Here is a 19,992-nt window from a genome sequence, read left to right as displayed (position 1 = left end):
GTGACTAGCGATCCCACCGTAACGGCGTCCTCACTCGCTGATGAGTTGCTCGAGTTGGTGTGTCAGTCCGACCCACTCGGTGCGTCACTCCTCGGTCTGCCCGGTTACGACGACGGCCTCTCCGACATGACAGCGGCCGCCGAGGACCGCTACGGCGCGCTCTTCGGTGACCTGGCCGAGCGGGCCGCCGCGCTCGAGGTCACGACCGAGACCGACCGGCAGACCCGGGACTTCGTCGCTCACGTGGCCCGCACCACCCACGAGGTGGCGGACCTGCGCACGATCGAGTGGACGATCACCGACTTCTTCGTCGCTCCCGCCGCGACGCTGATCGACCTTCTCCCCCGCGTTCCGCTGGTCACGCCGGAGAAGGCTGCCGGCTTCCTGGCGCGCCTCGGGCAGTTCCCCACGTACTTCACCGCGGTCGCCGACCGTCACCGGGAAGGCCTCGCGTCCGGACGGGTGCCGGTCGCGTCGCTGGTCCAGGCCGCGATCGACCACCTCGACCGGGTGCTCGCCGACGAGGACCTCTCCGGGCTGCGGATTCCCGGTGGGCCGGGCGTCGCCGACCCGGAGGCGTTCGCCGCCGAGCGCGACCGGTTGCTCGCCGAGGCGGTCGTGCCGTCCCTCACTACCTACAGGAACGTCCTGCGCGACGAGATGCTGCCGGCCGGGCGCCCGGATGATCGGGTCGGGCTGACGTACCTGCCCGGCGGCGAGCAGATCTACGCGACGCTGGCCCGCAAGCACACCTCGACCAACCGCACGCCCGAGGAGCTGCACCAGGTCGGGCTGCAGATCATCAGCGCGCTGGAGGCGGAGTACGCGGAGATCGGCAGCCGGGTCTTCGACACCAGTGACCAGACGGAGATCTTCCGGCGTCTGCGCACGGACCCGGCGCTGCGTTACTCCGACAGCGAGGAGATGCTCGCGCAGGCACGGGCCGCTGTCGAGCGGGCCTGGGAAGCTGCTCCCCGGTGGTTCGGCCGTCTACCGTCGACCGAGTGCGTCGTGGAGCCGGTTCCGGCTGCTGCGGCGCCGGGCGCGCCGCCCGCGTACTACCTGCCGGGGGCTATCGACGGGTCGCGGAAGGGTACGTACTTCCTCAACACCTACGCGCCGACCGAGCGGAACCGGCACATGGCCGAGGTCGTGGCGTTCCACGAGGCCGTGCCCGGGCACCACTTCCAGATCTCGCTGGCCCAGGAGCTCACCGAACTGCCGCTGGCGCGGCGGTTGCTGAACGACACCGCCTACGCCGAGGGGTGGGGGCTGTACTGCGAGCGTCTGGCCGACGAGATGGGTCTGTACGCGGACGACGTGGCGCGTCTCGGCGTGCTGGCGACGGATTCGTGGCGGGCCGGGCGGCTGGTCGTCGACACCGGCATCCACGCGATGGGGTGGTCGCGGCAGCAGGCGTTGGACTGGATGCTGACGCACACGCCGGTGGCGGAGAAGGAGTGCGCGACCGAGATCGATCGGTACATCGCGTACCCCGGACAGGCGTTGTCGTACATGGTCGGTCGGTTGGAGATCCAGTCGCTGCGGGCGCGCGCGACCAAGGAGCTCGGTGAGTCGTTCGAGCTCGCGGCGTTCCACGACCTCGTCCTGGCCGGCGGCTCGCTCCCGTTGGCGGTGCTCGGCGAGGTAGTAGACCGCTGGATCGCAGCCACCAAACCCGCCTGACGCGAAAAAAAAGGGGGTGTGGGGCTCGCGCCCCACACCCCTTCCGCGCGCGGGGACGCGGGGCGGTAGTCCCGCACCCCCGGGGGGTGGGTTACAGCGCGTGGATTGCTCGGCCCAGTAGGGCCAGCTTTTCGGTGTATTGGACGGGGTACACCCCAGCCGGGTCGGCGGGGCGGTCGGCGTCGATGTAGCGGTAGCCGAGGTTGGAGTGCACGGACACGATGTACGACTGGAACGGCTTGCCCGGCAGCGACTTCACGATGCCGGCATCATTCCCCGACGTGTCCGCGAGCCCGGTCTTGTGCGCGAACGTCACGGTCGCCGCTGCGTTGCACGGCCGCACGTCCTGCCCGTAGTTGCGCCCGGCGACGGTCACGACACCCGTGGAAGGGTCGATCCACCGCGACGGCGTGACCTGCGGGATCCCCTGCGGCGGGTACGCGCGCCCGCAGTAGTTCGTCGTCGACAGCACCTGGTTGAGCCCCTGCTCGTGCAACTTCCCGAGCACGTACGAACGCGATGACGCACTGAGCACCGAAGCGGTGACATAACCGCTGGGCGCTTTCCAGAGCCGGCCGGGCGACCCGTTGAAGAGCAGTAGCAGTTTCGCGGTGTCGATCGAGCTCATCGTGACCGCGTTCGCCCATGTCCCACCCGTGTTTGGGTTGGTGCCCTTCACCCGCAGCGTGGGCAGGCCGAGGTCCACGAACTGCTGGTTCAGACCGTCGATCTTGCCCCGGTCGTGCATGAGCTTGATCAGCGCGCACGTCGACGGGTTCGACGAGACCGTGATCATCTCGTCGAACAGCTGGGTGATCGACGTCGCCGCACGCGCGTTGCCGCACAACGAGCTCGGCGTGCCCACCGGGGTGTACGCGTACGTGTCGTCGAGGCTCAGCTCACCGGCGTCGACCATCCGCAGGATGCCGAACGCCACCATCAGCTTCAGCACGGACGCGGGGTACGGCGACATGAAGTCGACCGGCGCATTCTCCCGTCCGGGAACGATGTCGACGGTTCCCTGGGCACCGTTGTCCCAGGTCGCGTCGTCCCACTGACGCCAGCGCACCTGGTCGGTCGTCAGGTTCGCGTCCAGCGGGATGATCTTGCCGTTCGGGTACTGCGGGCTCAGGATGACGTCCGCCGCCGCGACCGGCCGGCCGGCGCGGTCGAGCTTGATGACTGTGGCGTCGAGCTGCGGCGTCTGGTGGATCGGCGCCGCAGCCGCGGCGAGCGTGGTGGGGGCGGCCGCCCGGCCCTTGTCGTCGGGCGCGAGCTCGGTGCGGTACAGCTCTTTGGCCGCGGCGGTCGACGGCGGCACGGTGTCGAGGACCTCCGCGAAGTTCTGCCCGTCGACGGCTTGTTGGAGTGCGGCGGCAAGTTGCGCGTCGGCGGCCGGGGAACGCCCTCCGCTGCTTTCCTCGGCGGCGACAGCAACACCTCCCCCGTTGATCACCAGCGCGCCCAGTAAGACGGCGACGCCCAGTTGACGACCTCGCATGCGTTCTCCTCACCCGTGTGGACTGTCCACTGTGAAAGATGGTGAGGATTGGTGGGTCGGTTGCACTACTTAACGATTAGTTAATAATGACACGGAAGCGATTGTTAAAGATTCGCCCAGCAGTACAGCCGATGCTCCGGATCGACGTGGCCGCAGAGTCGACGCAGCTCGTCGGTGGTCTCGAGCAGGAAATCCTCGTCGAACTCGGTCAACTCGCTCCACAGCGCGACGGTGTCTTCCCACTCCATCTCGGGGTCGCCGTCGGCGCCCTGGATCGCGGCGACCACGAAGTCGTCGATCGCGATGACCCAGGGCCCGGCGTCGCCGCCGTCGTGCACGATCTCTCCGGGCCCCTTCGTCAGCAGCGTCTCGTACTCCTCGGTGCTGAGCACCTCGACCAGAGCCAACAGCACCAACGCCGGGTCGACGCCGGGCAGCTCGGCGACCGTTTCCGACGGCAACTGGCTCACCGGGCCGCGGCCCAGGTCGAGCGCGGCGATCCGGTCGGGAGAAGCGACGAAGTATTCGAAGTCGGCGGCCACGGCGACCACTGTACGACCGGCGGCGGTAGAGCTCGGCGGCGGTTAGGGCAGACTTACCTGGTGGCCGTCCGATAGCGGCGCACGGCCAGCGGAACGCAGATCACCAGCAGCCCCAGGGACCAGCACAGCGCCGAGGCCACCGGATGCCGCAGTGGAATCGAGTCGCCGTGCGGCGGCACCGGATTGCCGAACAGAGTCCGCACGGCCGCAACGGTCGACGCCACCGGGTTCCACTCGGCGAGCGGCCGGAGCCAACCCGGTAGCCCCGTCGACGGCACGAACGTGTTGGCCAGGAACGTGAGCGGGAAGATCCAGGCGAACGTCGCGTTGTCGGCGACCGTCACCGTCCGGGCCAGCAATCCGATGTACGCGCCGATCCAGAGCATCGCGGTCGCGAGCAGGAGCAACAGCCCGTAGGCGGCCGCCGCGTGCAACACGTCGGTCCGGATCCGCCAGCCGACGAGGTACCCGAGGACGCTCATCGTCGTGAGCGCGAGGGCGGCGCTGACCATCGTCGACAGGACGTGTCCGGCGAGCGCCGCGGACCGGGCCATCGGCAGGGACTTGAGCCGGTCGATGAAGCCGGTCGTGCGGTCGGTGGCGACCGCAACCGCCATCGCGGTGCACATCATCGCCATCGCCTGCGTGAAGATGCCCGGCATCAGGAACTCCCGGTAGTTCCCGCCGCCGGGTAACACCACCGCGCTCCCGAACACGTAGGCGAACAGCACGACCAGCACGATCGGGAGCACCAGACCTGCGATCGCCTCCTCCGGCACCCGCACGACGTGCAGCAGGTGCCGCTGGGCGACGACGATCGTGTCCGACGCCGCCCGCCTCATGCTGCCGCCCCCGTCAGCTGCAGGAACACCTCGTCGAGCGTGGACTCACGCAGACCGATGTCGGCGAGTGCGACACCTGTCGCGTCGAGTTCGCGCACCACTCCGAGCAACGTGTCGATGCCCGTCGCGGGCGCCGAGACGCGCAGGGTGTCCCGGTCGATCGTCGGTTCGGCGTCGGTCATGCGTTTCACCGCGTCGGCGGCGGTTGGCAGATCGTCCGAGTGGACGACGACCACGTCGAGCCGTTCACCCGAGACCTGGGATTTCAGCGCGGCCGGTGTGCCCTCCGCGACCACGCGACCGTGGTCGATCACCGCGATCCGGCCGGCCAGCCGGTCCGCCTCCTCCAGGTACTGGGTGGAGAGCAGCACAGCGGTGCCGTCGGCGACCAGTTCGCGGATCAGGTTCCACATCACCGACCGGTTCCGCGGATCGAGGCCGGTCGTGGGCTCGTCCAGGAACAGCACCTCGGGAGCGACGAGCAGGCTCGCCGCCAGGTCCAGCCGCCGGCGGGTGCCACCGGAGTACGTGCGCACGAGCTTGTCGGCCATCTCGGTGAGGTCGAAGCGTTGCAGCAGCTCGTCGGCCCGGCGGTGGGCCGCTTTCCGGGACAGCCGCGACAGCCGCCCGACCAGCCGGAGGTTCGCGCGCCCGGTGAGCAGTTCGTCGACCGCCGTGTACTGCCCGGCCAGGCCGATCCGGCGGCGGACCTCGTCCCCCTGCGCGACGACGTCGTACCCGGCGACGGTGGCGTGGCCCGTGTCGGGCCGGAGCAACGTCGCCAGGATGCGGATCGTCGTCGACTTGCCGGCGCCGTTGGGCCCCAGCAGCGCGTAGACGGAGCCCCCGGGAATGTCGAGGTCGACCCCGTCGAGGGCCCGGACCGCGCCGAAGCGCTTGCCCAGCCCTTCGGTTCGTATCGCCACAGTCATCGCGTCTCCTTAACGTTGTTCAATTTAACGACGTTAAGGATGGATCTAACGCTGTTAAGCTGTCAACCATGGCGCTGGATCGGGAGACGGTGGTTCGCACCGCCCTGCGGCTGATCGACGAGAACGGGCTCGAGGCGCTCACGCTCCGAAAGCTGGCTGCCGATCTGGGCGTGCAGGCGCCGGCGCTCTACTGGCACTTCCGCAACAAGCAGGAGCTGCTCGACGCGGTGGCCGATCGCCTCGGGGCGGAGCAGCGAGGGCTGACCGGCACCATGCCGAAAGACGGCGAACCGTGGTGGGAGTGGCTGGGAAAGACACTTCTCGACGCCAGGGACGGCCTGTTGGGCCACCGGGACAGTGCGTTGATCGTCGCGGGGAACCGACCGACCCCTGATGCGTTGCCCGGGGTCGAGGCCGAACTGTCGACGCTGAGATCGGTCGGGTTGCCGCCCGAGGACGCGCTGATGTTCACGCTCGCGACGGGCTACTTCCTGATCGGCGGCGTGCTGGAGCAGCAGCTCACCGCGTCGCGTGAAGGTTCGGACGTCGACGACGAGGCGTTCCGGCAGATGCAGGATGCGGAGCTGTACCCGACGCTCGCGGCGGCGGTGGCCGGGATCGCGTCCGAAGCGGCCACGGGCGGCGAGGACGCCGCTGTCGCCGGGCTCGACGATGCGGTCTTCCGGTTCGGGCTCGAGCTGATGATCGACGGGCTTCGGGCACGTCTGGCACGAATTGAGGAGGAGCCCGAGGCGTGAAGGGGCCAGAGTTTCCCTCGGTACTCTGACCACTCGTCCGACGGGGAGTTCGAACCATGCAGCCTGGCCCGCCCTACGGCCCTCCGCCCTATTACCCGCCGGCGACGCCGTACGCGGCCGCGCCGTACGGAGCGGGACCGGTCCCCGGCCAGCCGCTGCCACCGCAGATGGCCTACGCGCCGCCGCCAGCCGGCCTGCGTGTCGTCCGGAAGTCGCGGGTCTCCGGCGCGATCGCCCTGCCGCTGATCGGGCTGCTGATCGTCGGGATCGTGTGTCCGTCGCTGCCGTGGGTGGACGCAGGCCCGGAGACGTTCAACCTCTGGGAGCTGATGGGCAACATCTGGGACGTCGGCGGCGACGCGATGAAGACCTGGAGTGGTCAGTACTTCGGGTACCTGTGGCTGGTCGTGGCGATCTGGGCGTTCTTCCTGTCGATGGCCGGCACCACGGACAACGCCGGGTGGCGGATCACCTACGGGGTCATCTACTGCCTGATCGGCGTGGCCTTCTTCGGTTCGACGCTGCTGTCGCTGGTCCTGGTCGGGGCCGCCGCCGGTGCGATGGGCAGCGAGTTCAACACCGAGGGCACCGGGCTGGCCGTGGGGGTGTTCGCCGCGATCCTGCTGTTCGCGTTCGTCGTCTTCGTCGGCGTCGCGGTTCTGCTGTTCAAGATGAAGGGAGCCGGCTACCGGGTGCTGGCCGGGCTCGGCCTGCTCAGCTTCGCCGCGGTGCACTTCTCGGCCCTGGCGTCGCTCCCCGAGGGCGCCGAACTCGAGCCCGGCGCCTACCTCAGCATCCTCGGCTACCTACTCTGCGCCGTCGGCTGCTTCATAGGCCCGCGCTACTTCTCTGTGTGGGCGGCCCGTTGAGAACGACGCCGCCGAGCGGGCGGAAGGACTTGAGTATCACTTATACGCGGCGTCCTTCCGCCCGATCGGCGGCGTCGCCCTCAACGGGCTCCAGGTTCAGACATCGGCGCATCTTTTCGGCTTCGGCGGAAGAGAAGGAGGATCGCTCCGCCGGCGATTAGGCCCCAGAAGGCGGCGCCGATGCCGGCGAGGGTGACGCCGGACGCGGTCACGACGAACGTGATCACCGCGGCTTCGCGGCCGCCGGGGAGCGAGTCGGCCGAGGTGAGCGCCGCGGTCAGAGCGGCACCGAGCGCGGCCAGCAGCGCCAGGCCGGCGACGGCTTCGATCAGCACCGGCGGCGCCAGCACCACGAGCGCGGTCGCCAGCCCGGCTCCGAGCCCGAGCAGCGTCATCCCGACCCCCGCGGTGACCGACGCGATCCATCGCCGCTCCGGGTCGGGGTGGGCGTCGGGACCCGCGGCGAGCGCTGCGCTGATCGCCGCGAGGTTGATCGCGTGCCCGCCGAACGGTGCGGCGATCGCACTCCCCAGGCCCGTCGTGACGAGCGCCGGACGCAGGGGCGCCGCATAGCCATAGGACGCCATCACGGCCATTCCAGGAACGTTCTGCGCGGCCATCGTCACCAGGAACAGCGGGAGGGCGATGCTGACCAGCGCACCGAGCTCGAACGTCGGCGCGGTCAACGCGAGGGTGGGCCGCAGCGTGGCGTTCAAGCCTTCGTCGAAACGCGTCAGAGCGACGCCGGCGGTGGCGACCACCAACGCGGCCGGTACCGCCCAGGCACGGGCGAAGCGCGTCAGCAGGGCCCAGACGACGATCACCGGTAACGCGAGGAGTGGCGTTTCCACGACGGCGCGCACCGGCGAGAGGCACAGATCGAGCAGGACGCCGGCGAGCATCGCGCTCGCGACCGGCGCCGGGATCGCGGCGATCCAGCGCGCCAGAGGCGCGAACAGTCCGGCAGCGATGACGAGCGCCGCCGATACCAGGAACGCCCCGACCGCGGCAGCGAACCCGCCGTCGACAGCGCCGGTGGACACGAGCAGCGCGGCGCCCGGCGTCGACCAGGCGATCGTGATCGGCATCCGGTAGCGACGGCCGAGCCAGATCGCGGTGAGGCCGGTCGCGACGCACGCGGCCAGCAGCCCGGACGAGGCCTGAGCGGGGCTCGCGCCGACCGCGCGCAACCCGGCGACCACGACCGCGAACGAGCTGGCGAACCCCACCAGCGCCGTCACGACACCGGCGAGCACCGGCTGCAGCGTCCCGCGCATGACCTCCCCCTTCCAACCGTTCCATAAACGGAACGGTCTCCCTGCGAGAGGATAGCCGCATGCTGACCGATGACCCAGCCGCGGTGGGGCGACGGATCCGGGCACTCCGCGAGGAGCGCGGCATCTCGCTGTCCGAGTTGGCGCGCCGGGCGGGTATCGGCAAGGCGACGCTCTCGGGCCTGGAGACCGGCGTGCGGAACCCCACGCTGGAGACGCTCTATGCCGTCACCGGCCGACTCGGCGTGCCGCTCGCAGCGGTACTGAGCCCACCCGCCGCGGGCGATCCGCACGTCGACGCCCCCGTGGTGCGCGGCGCGGCGGTCGAGGCGACGCTGCTCGAGGTGATCGAGGACCCGGACGCGACGTACGAGCTCTACCGGATCCGCATCCGCGCCGGCGCGACCCAGGTCTCCCCCGCCCATCCCGCCGGAGTCACCGAACACCTCACCGTGTTCCGCGGCGACGTCACAGCCGGACCGACCGAGGCCCCCCAGCAGGTCGGAGCCGGCGGATACCTCCGCTGGAACGCTGACACACCCCACCTCTACGCCGCCGGCACCGACGACGCCGATGCCTCCCTGCTGATCCGTACACCCCGGACCTGAGCGGCACCGCCCGCCCCCGCGCCGGGAAGACGCACTGTCACGTCAGATCGACGCCCACGCGATCTGGAACGTGCGGGTCGTGTCACTGGTACGGCCGGTCAGCAGGATGCTGCGCTGCGCACCCTGGCTCGTCAGGCGCAACGACGACCCCGATCCGAGCGGGAAGCTCAGCGGCGCGGACAGCAACGCCCCGCACTGCTGGTCGAGGCTGCGCGTCGCGAACAGCAGGTTGTCGATCTCGCCGACGTCCTGCACCGGGTCCTCGGCCGGCCGGTGCAACTGCCCGACGAAACCCCCGGCGCCGTTCCCGGACAGCGTCCACCACCGGGTAGCCGTCCGCCCGGTCGACGGCACACTCGACGACACCCGGAACGACCCCTCCGCCGCCGGGTTGTCCGACTCGAACGAGACCCGCACGGCGTTGCCGTCGCCTCGCAGCGGCGACTCCAGACGCAGGGTCGCCGGCGTGCGGAACGTCTTGGTGGTGGCGCGACACCCCTGGTCACCGCCGGAAATCGTCACGCTGGCCGTGCCGGTCCAACGGCCGGTCGGCACCGGCACCGGGCGCGGTGATTCCGACGGACTCTCGGTCGCCTCTCCGGACTCCGGCGGCGGGCCGGGAGCGATGGCGCCCTGCTGGGACTGCTCGTCCGAGTCACCCGAGGTGGACGGCCAGGCCGTCGGGTCCTGCGGCAGCGGGCCGCGCTCGGCGAGCAGCGGCCCGCCCTGGTCGCGCATGTCCCCGATCTGCCATCCGGTGAACACCAGACCTGCCGCTAGAACGGCAGAGACCAGGATGATTCCACCCCCGGTGCTCTTGCCGACCCCAAGTCGCCATTCCCCCCACACGCTACTAATAGTACATAGCGCATGAAACGGGTACACCCACCCGGAAGTGGGTGTGCCCGTTCTCCGTCAGACCTTCGCGACCCCGACGCGGACCGCGGCGCCCTCGCCGACCTCCGCCTCGTGCACCGCGTCGGCCACCGGGCCGAACTCGACGCTCGACGCCAGCACCTCGGCCGCGACGAACTCCTGGTGCGCCTTCACCGCGTCCACGACCTCGGCCGGAGCCTCCAGCCGCAGCGCGATCCGGTCCGACACGTCCAGACCGGCGTCCTTCCGCGCCTGCTGAACGGCCCGGACGACGTCCCGCGCCGCGCCCTCGGCCAGCAGCTCGGGCGTGAGCTCCGGATCGAGCACGACCACACCGACGTTGCCGGGTAGCGTCGCCGACCGGTCCGGCTCGGTCGGCACGAGCTTCAACTCGTACTCGCCGTCCTGGAGCGCGACGCCGCCGGCGACCACGGTGCCGTCCGACGACGTCCAGTCCCCGGCCTTCACCGCCTTGATCACCCGCTGCACGTCCTTGCCGAGGCGCGGCCCCAGCGCCCGGGGAACCACGGTCAGCACGTTCGAACACGCCAGATCGACGTCGGGCTGGAGCAGTACTTCTTTGACGTTCACCTCGTCGGCGAGCAGCTCACGGAACGGCTCCAGCGCCGCGGCGTCCGGAACCGCCACCGTCAGCGAGGCGAGCGGCAGCCGCACGCGCAGCTTCTTCGCCTTCCGCAGCGACAGTGCCGAGGACGCGACGTCACGCACCCGGTCCATCGCGGTGACCAGCGCGGCATCCGCCGGAAGGTCGGCAGCGACCGGGTAGTCGCACAGGTGCACCGACCGACCGCCGGTCAACCCCTGCCAGACCTCCTCGGTGAGCATCGGCAGCAGCGGGGCCGTCAGCCGCGTCACGGTCTCGAGCACCGTGTAGAGCGTGTCGAACGCGTCCGCGTCGCCCGCCCAGAACCGGTCCCGTGACCGCCGGATGTACCAGTTCGTCAGCGTCTCGAAGAAGCTCCGGACGCCGGCGCAGGCACCGGAGATGTCGTAGACGTCCAGCGACTCGGTGGTGTCCGAGACCAGGTCACGCAGCTTCGCCAGCACGTACCGGTCGAGCACGTGCGGGGAATCCGTGCGGTACGACGCCGTGTAGTCCGACGCGTTCGCGTACAGGTTGAAGAAGTAGTACGCGTTCCACAGCGGGTTCAGCACCTGCCGCACGCTGTCCCGGATCCCGCTCTCGGTGACGACGAGGTCCCCACCACGCAGGATCGGCGACGACATGAGGAACCAGCGCATCGCGTCGGCACCGTAGACGTCGAACATCTCGTAGACGTCCGGGTAGTTCCGGCGGGACTTGCTCATCTTCGTGCCGTCGTTGCCCAGGACGATGCCGTGCGAGACGCACGTCGTGAACGCCGGCCGGTCGAAGAGCGCCGTGGCCAGCACGTGCAGCGTGTAGAACCAGCCGCGCGTCTGCCCCATGTACTCGACGATGAAGTCGCCCGGGTAGTGGTTCTCGAACCACTCGGTGTTCTCGAACGGGTAGTGCACCTGGGCGAACGGCATCGAGCCCGACTCGAACCAGCAGTCGAGCACCTCCGGCACCCGCCGCATGGTCGACTTGCCCGTCGGGTCGTCCGGGTTCGGGCGCGTCAGGTCGTCGACGTAGGGCCGGTGCAGGTCGTCCGGGCGCAGCCCGAAGTCACGCTCGATCTCGTCCAGCGAGCCGTACACGTCCACCCGGGGGTAGGTGGGGTCGTCGGACTTCCAGACGGGGATCGGCGCACCCCAGAACCGGTTCCGGCTGATCGACCAGTCGCGGGCGTTCGCGATCCACTTCCCGAACGAGCCCTCCTTGACGTGGCCGGGCACCCAGGTGATCTGCTGGTTCAGCTCGACCATCCGGTCGCGGAACTTCGTCACCTCGACGAACCAGCTCGAGACGGCCTTGTAGACCAGCGGCGTGTCGCAGCGCCAGCAGTGCGGATACGGGTGCTCGTAGGAGTCCTGCCGCACGACGACGCCCCGCTCACGCAGGTCACGCGAGATCGGCTTGTTCGCCTCGAACACCTGCAGGCCCTGGTAGGTGGGCACCAACGCGGTGAAGCGCGTGTGCTCGTCGACAGTGACGACCGTCGGGATGCCGTTGGCGTTGCAGAGGTTCTGGTCGTCCTCGCCGAACGCCGGCGCCATGTGCACGACCCCGGTGCCGTCCTCGGTGGTGACGAAGTCACCGGCCAGCACCCGCCAGGCCGCGCCCACATCGTCGCGGCCGGTCAGGAAGTCGAACAGCGGGGTGTACTTCAACCCCACCAGCTCGGCCCCGGTCACCGTGCCCACCGGCGAATACCCCTCGAGCTCCTTCTCGTAGGCGCCCACCCGGGCCGCGCCCAGGATCACGGTGTCGGTGCCGTTGGAGAACTTCGCGTACTCGAACGTCGGCCCCACCGCGACGGCCAGGTTGCTCGGCAGCGTCCACGGCGTCGTCGTCCAGACCCAGAGCTTCTCGCCGGTCTCCAGCTCGAACGCGACGGTGACCGCCGGGTCCTGCCGCGACCGGTAGACGTCGTCCATCCGGGTCTCGGTGTTGCTCAGCGGCGTCTCGCAGCGCCAGCAGTACGGCAGCACCTTGAAGCCCTCGTAGATCAGACCCTTGTCGAACAGGGTCTTGAAGGCCCAGAGGACGCTCTCGGTGTAGCTGGTGTCGAGCGTCTTGTAGTCGTTCTCGAAGTCGACCCAGCGCGCCTGGCGGGTGACGTAGCGCTCCCAGTCCTTGGTGTAGCGCAGCACCGAGGTCTTGCAGGCCTCGTTGAACTTCGCGACGCCCAGGTCGAGCACCTCGGCCTTGGTGGAGATGCCCAGCTGACGCTCGGCCTCGACCTCGGCGGGCAGCCCGTGGGTGTCCCAGCCGAAGCGGCGCTCGACGTGCTCGCCTTTCATCGTCCGGTAGCGCGGGACCAGGTCCTTCACGTACCCGGTGAGCAGGTGGCCGTAGTGCGGCAGGCCGTTGGCGAACGGCGGACCGTCGTAGAAGACGTACTCGTTGCTGCCGTTCTCACCGGCCGGGCGGGCGTCGATGCTGGCCTGGAAGGTGGCGTCGCTGCTCCAGTGGTCGAGCACTCGCTGCTCGATCTCGGGGAACGACGCGGCAGCCGGTACCGGCTTCTTCGGGTCGTTCTGCGGATACGCCATGATCGGACGCTTCCCTTCGCACACGGTCATCGATCTGTCTCGTGTGCGAGGACGAGCTGCAAGAGCCCGCGGTACCACCTCGCTTGGCCCTCGGGAGAGCCCGCTCGTTCACGGCTGTGACGGGCCTACCCGTCCGGTTCTACTGAGCCCCTCGCAGGACCGTTCTTCCGGAGGCTCGCCGGTGATGGCCGGGTCGATGCCTGTGCATCAACCCTACCGCGCGCTGTCACATTTCTTTTTCCCGGCACGTCCTGACGTCATGAGCGAAACGAAAGTGACCATCGAACCCCGGCTTTCAGCCGCCAACCTCGTACCGGACGGCTATCGGGCGGTCCTCGCGCTGGAGAAGTACGTCGCGAGCAACGTCGAGCCCACCGTGTTCGAGCTGGTCAAACTCCGCGCCTCGATGCTCAACGGCTGCTCGTTCTGCGTCGACATGCATTCACGGGACGCGCTGGCCGCAGGCGAGGACAGCAGGCGGCTGTTCGCGGTGGCCGCCTGGCGGGAAGCGCCGTTCTTCACCCGGCGGGAGCGGGCCGCACTCGCGCTGACCGACGCGATGACCCGGCTGGGCGACCACGGCGTGCCCGACGACGTCTACGACGAGGCCGCAGCGGTGTGGGAGGAGAAGGATCTCGCGAATCTGATCCTCGCGATCGGCACGATCAACCTCTGGAACCGGCTGGCGATCACCTCCCACACGGCACCCCCGCAGGAGGTCTAGGAACTGGTGCGGGAGGGGAGCGACGGGAATTGGCGGACGGTCGTGCCGGTTGCTGCCGGTAGAGTGGTGTTCGGAACGACGGAATCGGCCGGCGCGCACGCCGGCTGGGTGTAGAGGCACGCAGTGTGGCGGGCCCTGGACGCGAGGTTTCGTCACCGCGCGAAGAGCGCCGAAGAGCGCCGCTGCCCTAGACGGGCATTCCGTCATCTGGAAGGAAATCCTTGCTCTCAGCTGAGCAGTCGCACTCCCCTGCCCGCACTTTCCTCGACCTCGGGGTTCCGGCTGTCGTCGTCGACGCGCTGGCCACGGAAGGCGTCACCACGCCGTTCCCGATCCAGACCGCGACGCTGCCCGACACGCTCGCCGGTCGGGACGTGCTCGGGCGGGGTCGTACCGGCAGCGGTAAGACGCTGGCGTTCGTACTTCCGGTGGTCAGCCGTCTGGCTGCCGCAAAGGCACCGCGGCGGGCCGGTCGGCCGCGCGGGCTGATCCTGGTTCCCACGCGTGAGCTGGCGACGCAGGTGCACGCCGTGCTGCGCCCGCTGGCCGACGCCGCGCGCCTGAACACGACGACCGTGTTCGGTGGCGTGGGCCTCGGCAAGCAGATCAACGTGCTGGCCGCCGGCATCGACGTGCTGGTGGCCTGCCCCGGTCGGCTCGAGGAGCTGATCCGGATGGGGCACTGTGACCTCGGCGGCGTCGAGATCACCGTGCTCGACGAGGCAGACCACATGGCCGACCTCGGCTTCCTCCCGTCGGTGAAGCGTCTGCTCGACCGAACGCCCGCCGACGGTCAGCGGCTGCTGTTCTCGGCGACGCTCGACAACGGCGTGGACGTGCTCGTTCGGCGGTACCTGCACAAGCCGGTGACGCACTCGGTCGACCCGGCGGTGGCTCCGGTCGCGACGATGGTGCACCACGTGTTCCAGGTCGCGTCCGACACGAAGGCCGACGTCGTGCGGCAGCTCGCCTCCGGGCGGGACCGGTCACTGCTCTTCACGCGGACGAAGAGCGGCGCCCGGCGGCTCGCCAAGTCGCTGACGGCGGCCGGTGTGCCTGCCGTGGACCTGCACGGCAACCTCGCCCAGAACGCACGTGAGCGCAATCTCGCCGCGTTCACGTCGGGCGCGGTGAAGGTGCTCGTCGCTACCGACATCGCCGCGCGTGGAGTCCATGTGGACGACGTCGCGCTGGTCGTGCACGTCGATCCGCCCGCCGAGCACAAGGCGTTCCTGCACCGTTCGGGCCGCACGGCGCGGGCCGGGGCCAGTGGCGTGGTCGTCACGATCGCGACGCCGGACCAGCAGTCGGACGTCCGGACGCTGGCCCGCCGGGCGGGGATCGCGCCGAAGACCGTGGCGATCAAGCCCGGTGCCGCGGAGATCCTGGAGCTCACCGGCCCCCCGGCTGACCCGGTGGACCCTCCGGCCCCCACGTCGACCACCCCCTCCCGCAACACCAGCACAGGCCGCGGCACCGGCCGCAGCCGCCGCGCCGACGGCACCGTGCACGCTGCGGCCGACTCCCGCGGCGGCCGCGCAGCCGACGGGGCGGCTCGTGAGGGCGGTGCCGGTCGCGCGCGGCGGGGCCGCGGCGGCCGCGGCACCGCGCACGGAAGCCCCGCGCTCGCGGGCCAGGGCACCGCGGGTGCCGGCCAGCGGGACGGGGCCGCGCAGGGGGGTCGCGCTGCTGCTGCGCACAGCGGCCGGGCTACCCGGGCCGCGAACGGTGACGGTGGCCGCGGGCGCGGCTCCGGCAGCGGTCGGGGCCGTGGCGGCAACGGCGGTGGCTCGGTGTACACCTCGGACAGCAACGGCAGCAGTGGCTACACCAGCGGCGGAGCCGCGGCCCACAGCGAGCGGGGCGGCAACCGCCGTCGCCGTGGCTCGGGACCGCGTCGCGTCGCCTGACCGCCGAAGTGCGGGCAAGGCCAGTGGCCTTGCCCGCACCGACTGGCGAGAGCGCGGTACGGCTGCCAGAGTGACAGCGGACGAGCCGCGATGAAGAAGGTCGACGATGGACACAGGCGATCTGGCCCCGGACTTCGAACTCCCCGACCAGGACGGCGTGCAGCGCAAGCTCAGCACCCTCCTCGCCGAGGGCGGCCCAGTGGTCCTGTTCTTCTACCCGGCCGCGATGAGCCCCGGCTGCACCGCCGAGAGCTGCCACTTCCGTGATCTCGCCAAGGAATTCGCGGCCGTCGGCGCCCAGCGCATCGGCATCAGCAACGACCGGGTCGAGGTGCAGTCGGAGTTCGCCGACCGCCACAGCCTCGACTACCCGCTCCTCTCCGACACCGACGGCGCGGTCGCGACCGAGTACGGCGTGAAGCGTCGACTCGGCCCGCTGGCTGTGAAACGCCACACGTTCGTCATCGACGTCGACCGGCGTGTGCTCGCCGTCGTGCGCAGTGAGCTGCGCATGTCCGTCCACGCCGACAAGGCGCTCGAGGTCCTCCGTAACCGAACCGCCTAACCGAGGCACTTTTGTCCGTTCGGGCGGATTAGGCCCGCTGTTCACCCCCTTTTAGCGGGGATCACCGAGATGCGTCCCCCAACACGATGGCGAACCGGACAATCATGGGCCAGTGACTGCTTTAGCCCCAGCGAAGCCGCCCACGAGTGAACGGAATCGATACTTCGACGTCCTGCGAGCCGCATGCATCGCGTACGTCGTCCTGTACCACGTGTTCCCGCTGGCAGCGTTCTCGTACTGGCCGCGGATGGGGCTGCTGTTCGCGATCGCGGGATCGCTGACCGCCCGTTCCTTCGACGCCTCGGTCCGTCGCGCGGTCGGTCGCCGCCTGCGCCGTCTGCTCGTTCCGCTGTGGGCCACTGCCGCGCTGGCCGTTCCGGTGATGCTGGGCTTCGGCTGGCGCCCGAGCGCCAGCTGGGAGCTCCTCTTCTGGGTGGTCCCGTTCTCGGATCCGCCCGGTGCGGAGTGGGCCGGCGCGCTCACCGAGCCGCTCTGGTACCTGCGGACCTACCTCTGGTTGCTGCTGCTTTCGCCGGCGCTCCTGCCGTTGTTCCGGCGCTTCCCGCGGATGACGCTGCTCGTCCCGGTCACGGTGGCCGTCGCGATCGGTACCGGTCTGTTCGATGTCTGGACGCTCGGCGAGCGGTTCGGTGCCGTGGTCCGCGACGCGTCGATCTACCTGCCGTGCTGGCTACTCGGCTTCGCGCACCGCGACGAGTGGATCGCGCACGCCCGCCGGACGACCGTGCTGGTCGGCGGCGGCGCGCTCGCCGTCGCCGGCGTCCTGTGGGCGGTCACGCACCCGACGGACGGCTCGGTGGACCTCAACCACATCCCGCTCGCGCAGCTGCTGTTCTCGACCGGCACCGTGCTGCTTCTGCTGCGGCCGGCCCCGGTCTGGTCCGGGCTGGAACGCCGGTGGTGGCCGTACCTGCCGGCGAACTGGCTGGTCATGATCGTCAACCGGCGCGCGATGGTGATCTACCTGTGGCACAACGTCGCGATCGCGCTGAGCTTCCCGATCGGCAGGGCGCTGGGCGTCTGGGCCGCCGGCACGGTGGTGGGCGCCGCCGCCTGCTTCCTCATCGCGCTGGTGCTCATCTGCCTGGGCGTCGTCGTGTTCGGCGGGATCGAGGACGTGTCTGCCGACCGCTGGCCGACGCTGCTGCCCCGCCTCCCGGCCGAGCCGCCGCTGGCGTCCGTCATCATTCCGCGGCGGCCGGCGATCCCGAACCGCACCACTGCCGCTTTCGACGCCGAAGCGACGGTGGCCGACGTGGTCGCCGACGATTCCGGGACGGCAACGAAGCCGACCGACCCGTGGGCGCTGGGCCTCCTGCGCGCCGATCAGTTCCCGGCCGAACAGAGCCGTCCGGTCCGGATCGTGCGCGCGGTGGGCATCGCCGGCGACGAAGTACGCGTCGCACCGACATCGCTGTTGGTGCGGGAGGTGGCCTGGTCGGCGTTCCCCGGACAGGACGCCCCGAGGGTGCGCACCTGATTTGCACCTGAATCGCTCCTTTACTGCCCCTGTCTTCTCACGATCCCCTCATGGAGCGGCACCGATGATTTCGGATGTGAGCGATCGCCCCACCAAGCGCCCGAACCGCGAGTTGTACCTGGATGCTCTCCGCACTGCGGCGATCATCCGCGTGGTCACGTACCACACGTTCGGCGGCAGTTGGCTGAGTTGGATCTTCCCCGCGATGGGCGTGATGTTCGCGCTCGCCGGGGGCCTGATGGTGCGCTCGCTGGACAAGCAGCCGCCGCTCACCGTCATCAAGAACCGGGCCCGGCGGTTGCTCCCCGCCCTGTGGCTGTTCGGCCTGGTCATCGTCCCGGTCATGATCTGGGGCGGCGGCGCGTTCTCCGACTGGACCGATCCCAACACCGGCGAGGCGGTCCCGTTCTGGAAGCTGATCTTCTGGGTCGTGCCGATTTTCGACCCGCCGGGTAACGAGTTCGGCGCGAACTTCACCGTCGTGCTCTGGTACCTGCGCACCTATCTGTGGCTGGTCGCGCTCAGCCCGCTGCTGCTCAAGGCGTTCCGCAGGTGGCCGATCCCGACGCTCGTCGCGCCGCTCGCGCTCGTCCTGCTCCAGACGTTCGGCATCCTTCCGTCGCCCGACCAGGGCAACATCTGGGACCTGGTGTCGACGCTCGGCATGTTCGCGCCGTGTTGGATGCTCGGGTTCGCGCACCGCACCGGGAAGTTGAAGCAGATCCCGACGCCGGTACTGGTCGGCATCGTGGTGGCGTGTGCGGTCGGCGGCATCGCCTGGGCGCTGGGCCACCCGGTGGAGGACGCCGACCCGGGCGAGACGTACGACCTCAACGGCATCCCGCTGGCGAACGCCCTGTGGTCGATCGCGGTCATCATCCCGCTGCTGCGGTTCGCCCCCGACGCCAGCTGGATCGGCCGGACGCCGTTCCTGGGTCGGCTGGTGGCGCTGGTCAACAACCGTGCCGTCACGATCTACCTCTGGCACAACGTCATGATCGACGCGTCGTTCCCGATCGACGACTGGCTGACGCGCTGGATCCCGGAGAGCATCGTCGAGAACCCTGCCTGGGACTTCTTGACGGTCTGGGTACTGATCGCGGTCTGCGTGCTGGCGTTCGGGTGGGTGGAGGATCTCGCCGCCCGGCGGAGTCCGAGGCTGTTCCCGGTGGGTCCGTCCGCGACCGAACGGCGTGCCGAATACGCCGCCGAACAGTCCGCCAAGGCCCAGGGGGCCCAGGAGGCCGCTACCGCGGCCCAGCCGGCTGCCGTCCCAGCCGCCCAGCACCCGTACGCGCGAGGCCCGCAGGGGCAGGCCGATGGGCGGCGGTACCAGCAGTTCGAGCCGCAGCAGTACGGGCAGCCACAGGAGCCGGGCGCGCCGCCCGGGGGTTACGACCACCCCACTGCGGATTACGACGCCGAGTACCGCAACGCCAACCACCCCACCGCCGACTACACCCAGGCCTACCGCGACGCCCAGCGCGCCCCCCAGCGTCCGGAGCAGCGTCATTCTGAGCGGCGCCGTCCGGAGCAGCAGGGGCAGTACCCGACGCAGCGACCGGCACCCGAGGCACAGCCGGAACAGCAACGCCGCAGCCGCCACTAGGCGGGAACGACGAGGCCCGTATCCGCCACCGGTGGATACGGGCCTCGTCGTGTCCGGAGCTCAGGCCTCCGGGAACCAGATCTTGATCTCCCGCGCCGCCGACTCCGGCGAGTCCGACGCGTGCGCGAGGTTCTCCCGGTTCGAGAGCGAGAAGTCGCCGCGGATCGTGCCTGCATCGGCCTTGCGACCGTCGGTGGCCCCGATCAGCGTGCGCACCACCGAGATCGCCTGGTCGCCGGAGAGGATCAGCGCCACCAGCGGCCCGGACGAGATGAATTCGCGCAGCGGCGGGTACCAGGGCTGCTCGATGTGCTCCGCGTAGTGCTCGTCGGCGAGAGTCGCGTCGACGGTGCGCAGTTGCATCGCCTCGACGGTCAGGCCCTTGCGTTCGAACCGCCCGAGCACCTCCCCGACCAGGCCGCGGCGGACCGCGTCGGGCTTGATCAGAACCAGCGTGCGCTCGGACACAGGGTCGACTCCTCGTTCATCAGCGTCACCGCAGCGTACCGTCCGCGTGACTCCCCTCTCGTACACCCCCGATTGGGGGGCAATCTGTTATCAATTGCGTTAGATGTCCTCACTGCTGTGAAAATTCGCAGCAAATAGAGTTGCTCTCCTCATCCAAACTTCATCTCA

The 19,992-nt window shown here is 69.8% G+C and carries 17 protein-coding genes; 9 read left to right on the top strand and 8 right to left on the bottom strand.

The window, feature by feature from the left end:
• Complete coding sequence (locus ACGFY5_RS06550) at window positions 1–1,686, top strand: DUF885 domain-containing protein (RefSeq protein ID WP_392717990.1); 1,686 nt, start codon at window positions 1–3, stop codon at window positions 1,684–1,686.
• Window positions 1,687–1,777: 91 nt separating this feature from the next.
• Here ACGFY5_RS06550 and ACGFY5_RS06545 read toward each other — a convergent pair whose 3' ends face one another.
• From ACGFY5_RS06545 to ACGFY5_RS06530, 4 genes are all read right to left on the bottom strand, one after another.
• A complete protein-coding gene (locus tag ACGFY5_RS06545; protein WP_392717988.1) occupies window positions 1,778–3,187 on the bottom strand; it encodes a serine hydrolase in 1,410 nt (469 codons plus the stop codon).
• 104 nt (window positions 3,188–3,291) lie between these two features.
• Window positions 3,292–3,729, bottom strand: coding sequence for a hypothetical protein (locus tag ACGFY5_RS06540; RefSeq protein WP_392717986.1), 438 nt, complete (start codon window positions 3,727–3,729; stop codon window positions 3,292–3,294).
• A 53-nt stretch (window positions 3,730–3,782) separates the two neighbouring features.
• Entirely contained in the window at window positions 3,783–4,571 is a 789-nt protein-coding gene (locus tag ACGFY5_RS06535; protein WP_392717984.1) for an ABC transporter permease, read from the bottom strand.
• Entirely contained in the window at window positions 4,568–5,503 is a 936-nt protein-coding gene (locus tag ACGFY5_RS06530; protein WP_392717982.1) for an ATP-binding cassette domain-containing protein, read from the bottom strand. The genes ACGFY5_RS06535 and ACGFY5_RS06530 overlap by 4 nt, the downstream gene beginning before the upstream one ends.
• Window positions 5,504–5,571: 68 nt before the next feature.
• Here ACGFY5_RS06530 and ACGFY5_RS06525 point away from each other — a divergent pair, with 68 nt between their 5' ends.
• Window positions 5,572–6,261, top strand: coding sequence for a TetR/AcrR family transcriptional regulator C-terminal domain-containing protein (locus ACGFY5_RS06525; RefSeq protein WP_392717980.1), 690 nt, complete (start codon window positions 5,572–5,574; stop codon window positions 6,259–6,261).
• 56 nt (window positions 6,262–6,317) lie between these two features.
• Entirely contained in the window at window positions 6,318–7,130 is an 813-nt protein-coding gene (locus tag ACGFY5_RS06520; RefSeq protein ID WP_392717978.1) for a hypothetical protein, read from the top strand.
• A gap of 80 nt (window positions 7,131–7,210) precedes the next feature.
• Here the strand turns inward: ACGFY5_RS06520 and ACGFY5_RS06515 are convergent, their stop codons facing one another.
• Entirely contained in the window at window positions 7,211–8,407 is a 1,197-nt protein-coding gene (locus ACGFY5_RS06515) for a benzoate/H(+) symporter BenE family transporter (protein WP_392717976.1), read from the bottom strand.
• A 59-nt stretch (window positions 8,408–8,466) separates the two neighbouring features.
• On the opposite strand from ACGFY5_RS06515, the gene ACGFY5_RS06510 reads away from it, so the two are divergent.
• The gene (locus tag ACGFY5_RS06510; RefSeq protein WP_392717974.1) at window positions 8,467–9,012 is read left to right on the top strand and encodes a helix-turn-helix domain-containing protein; all 546 of its coding nucleotides are present in this window, start codon (window positions 8,467–8,469) and stop codon (window positions 9,010–9,012) included.
• Between the two features lie 42 nt (window positions 9,013–9,054).
• Here the strand turns inward: ACGFY5_RS06510 and ACGFY5_RS06505 are convergent, their stop codons facing one another.
• Window positions 9,055–9,861: a hypothetical protein gene (locus ACGFY5_RS06505; RefSeq protein WP_392717972.1), complete on the bottom strand. Its 807-nt coding sequence runs from the start codon at window positions 9,859–9,861 to the stop codon at window positions 9,055–9,057.
• Between the two features lie 66 nt (window positions 9,862–9,927).
• Complete coding sequence (gene ileS / locus ACGFY5_RS06500) at window positions 9,928–13,047, bottom strand: isoleucine--tRNA ligase (protein ID WP_392717970.1); 3,120 nt, start codon at window positions 13,045–13,047, stop codon at window positions 9,928–9,930.
• 259 nt (window positions 13,048–13,306) lie between these two features.
• On the opposite strand from ileS, the gene ACGFY5_RS06495 reads away from it, so the two are divergent.
• From ACGFY5_RS06495 to ACGFY5_RS06475, 5 genes are all read left to right on the top strand, one after another.
• The gene (locus ACGFY5_RS06495; protein WP_392717968.1) at window positions 13,307–13,771 is read left to right on the top strand and encodes a carboxymuconolactone decarboxylase family protein; all 465 of its coding nucleotides are present in this window, start codon (window positions 13,307–13,309) and stop codon (window positions 13,769–13,771) included.
• A gap of 221 nt (window positions 13,772–13,992) precedes the next feature.
• Window positions 13,993–15,681 (top strand): DEAD/DEAH box helicase, encoded by a 1,689-nt coding sequence (locus ACGFY5_RS06490; protein ID WP_392717966.1) that lies wholly within the window; start codon window positions 13,993–13,995, stop codon window positions 15,679–15,681.
• A 106-nt stretch (window positions 15,682–15,787) separates the two neighbouring features.
• A complete protein-coding gene (locus ACGFY5_RS06485) occupies window positions 15,788–16,246 on the top strand; it encodes a peroxiredoxin (RefSeq protein ID WP_392717964.1) in 459 nt (152 codons plus the stop codon).
• Between the two features lie 112 nt (window positions 16,247–16,358).
• Window positions 16,359–17,747, top strand: coding sequence for an acyltransferase family protein (locus ACGFY5_RS06480; protein ID WP_392717961.1), 1,389 nt, complete (start codon window positions 16,359–16,361; stop codon window positions 17,745–17,747).
• Window positions 17,748–17,811: 64 nt separating this feature from the next.
• On the top strand, window positions 17,812–19,356 hold the full coding sequence (locus ACGFY5_RS06475; protein WP_392717959.1) for an acyltransferase family protein: 1,545 nt from the start codon (window positions 17,812–17,814) through the stop codon (window positions 19,354–19,356).
• A gap of 60 nt (window positions 19,357–19,416) precedes the next feature.
• On the opposite strand, the gene ndk is transcribed toward ACGFY5_RS06475, so the two are convergent.
• Entirely contained in the window at window positions 19,417–19,824 is a 408-nt protein-coding gene (gene ndk, locus ACGFY5_RS06470; protein ID WP_392717957.1) for a nucleoside-diphosphate kinase, read from the bottom strand.
• Window positions 19,825–19,992 lie beyond the last annotated feature (168 nt).

Source organism: Cryptosporangium sp. NPDC048952, from assembly GCF_043197895.1.
Lineage (GTDB): Bacteria > Actinomycetota > Actinomycetes > Mycobacteriales > Cryptosporangiaceae > Cryptosporangium.
The sequence above is the reverse complement of the archived record's forward strand: the minus strand, read 5'-3'. Positions and strand labels throughout refer to the sequence as shown.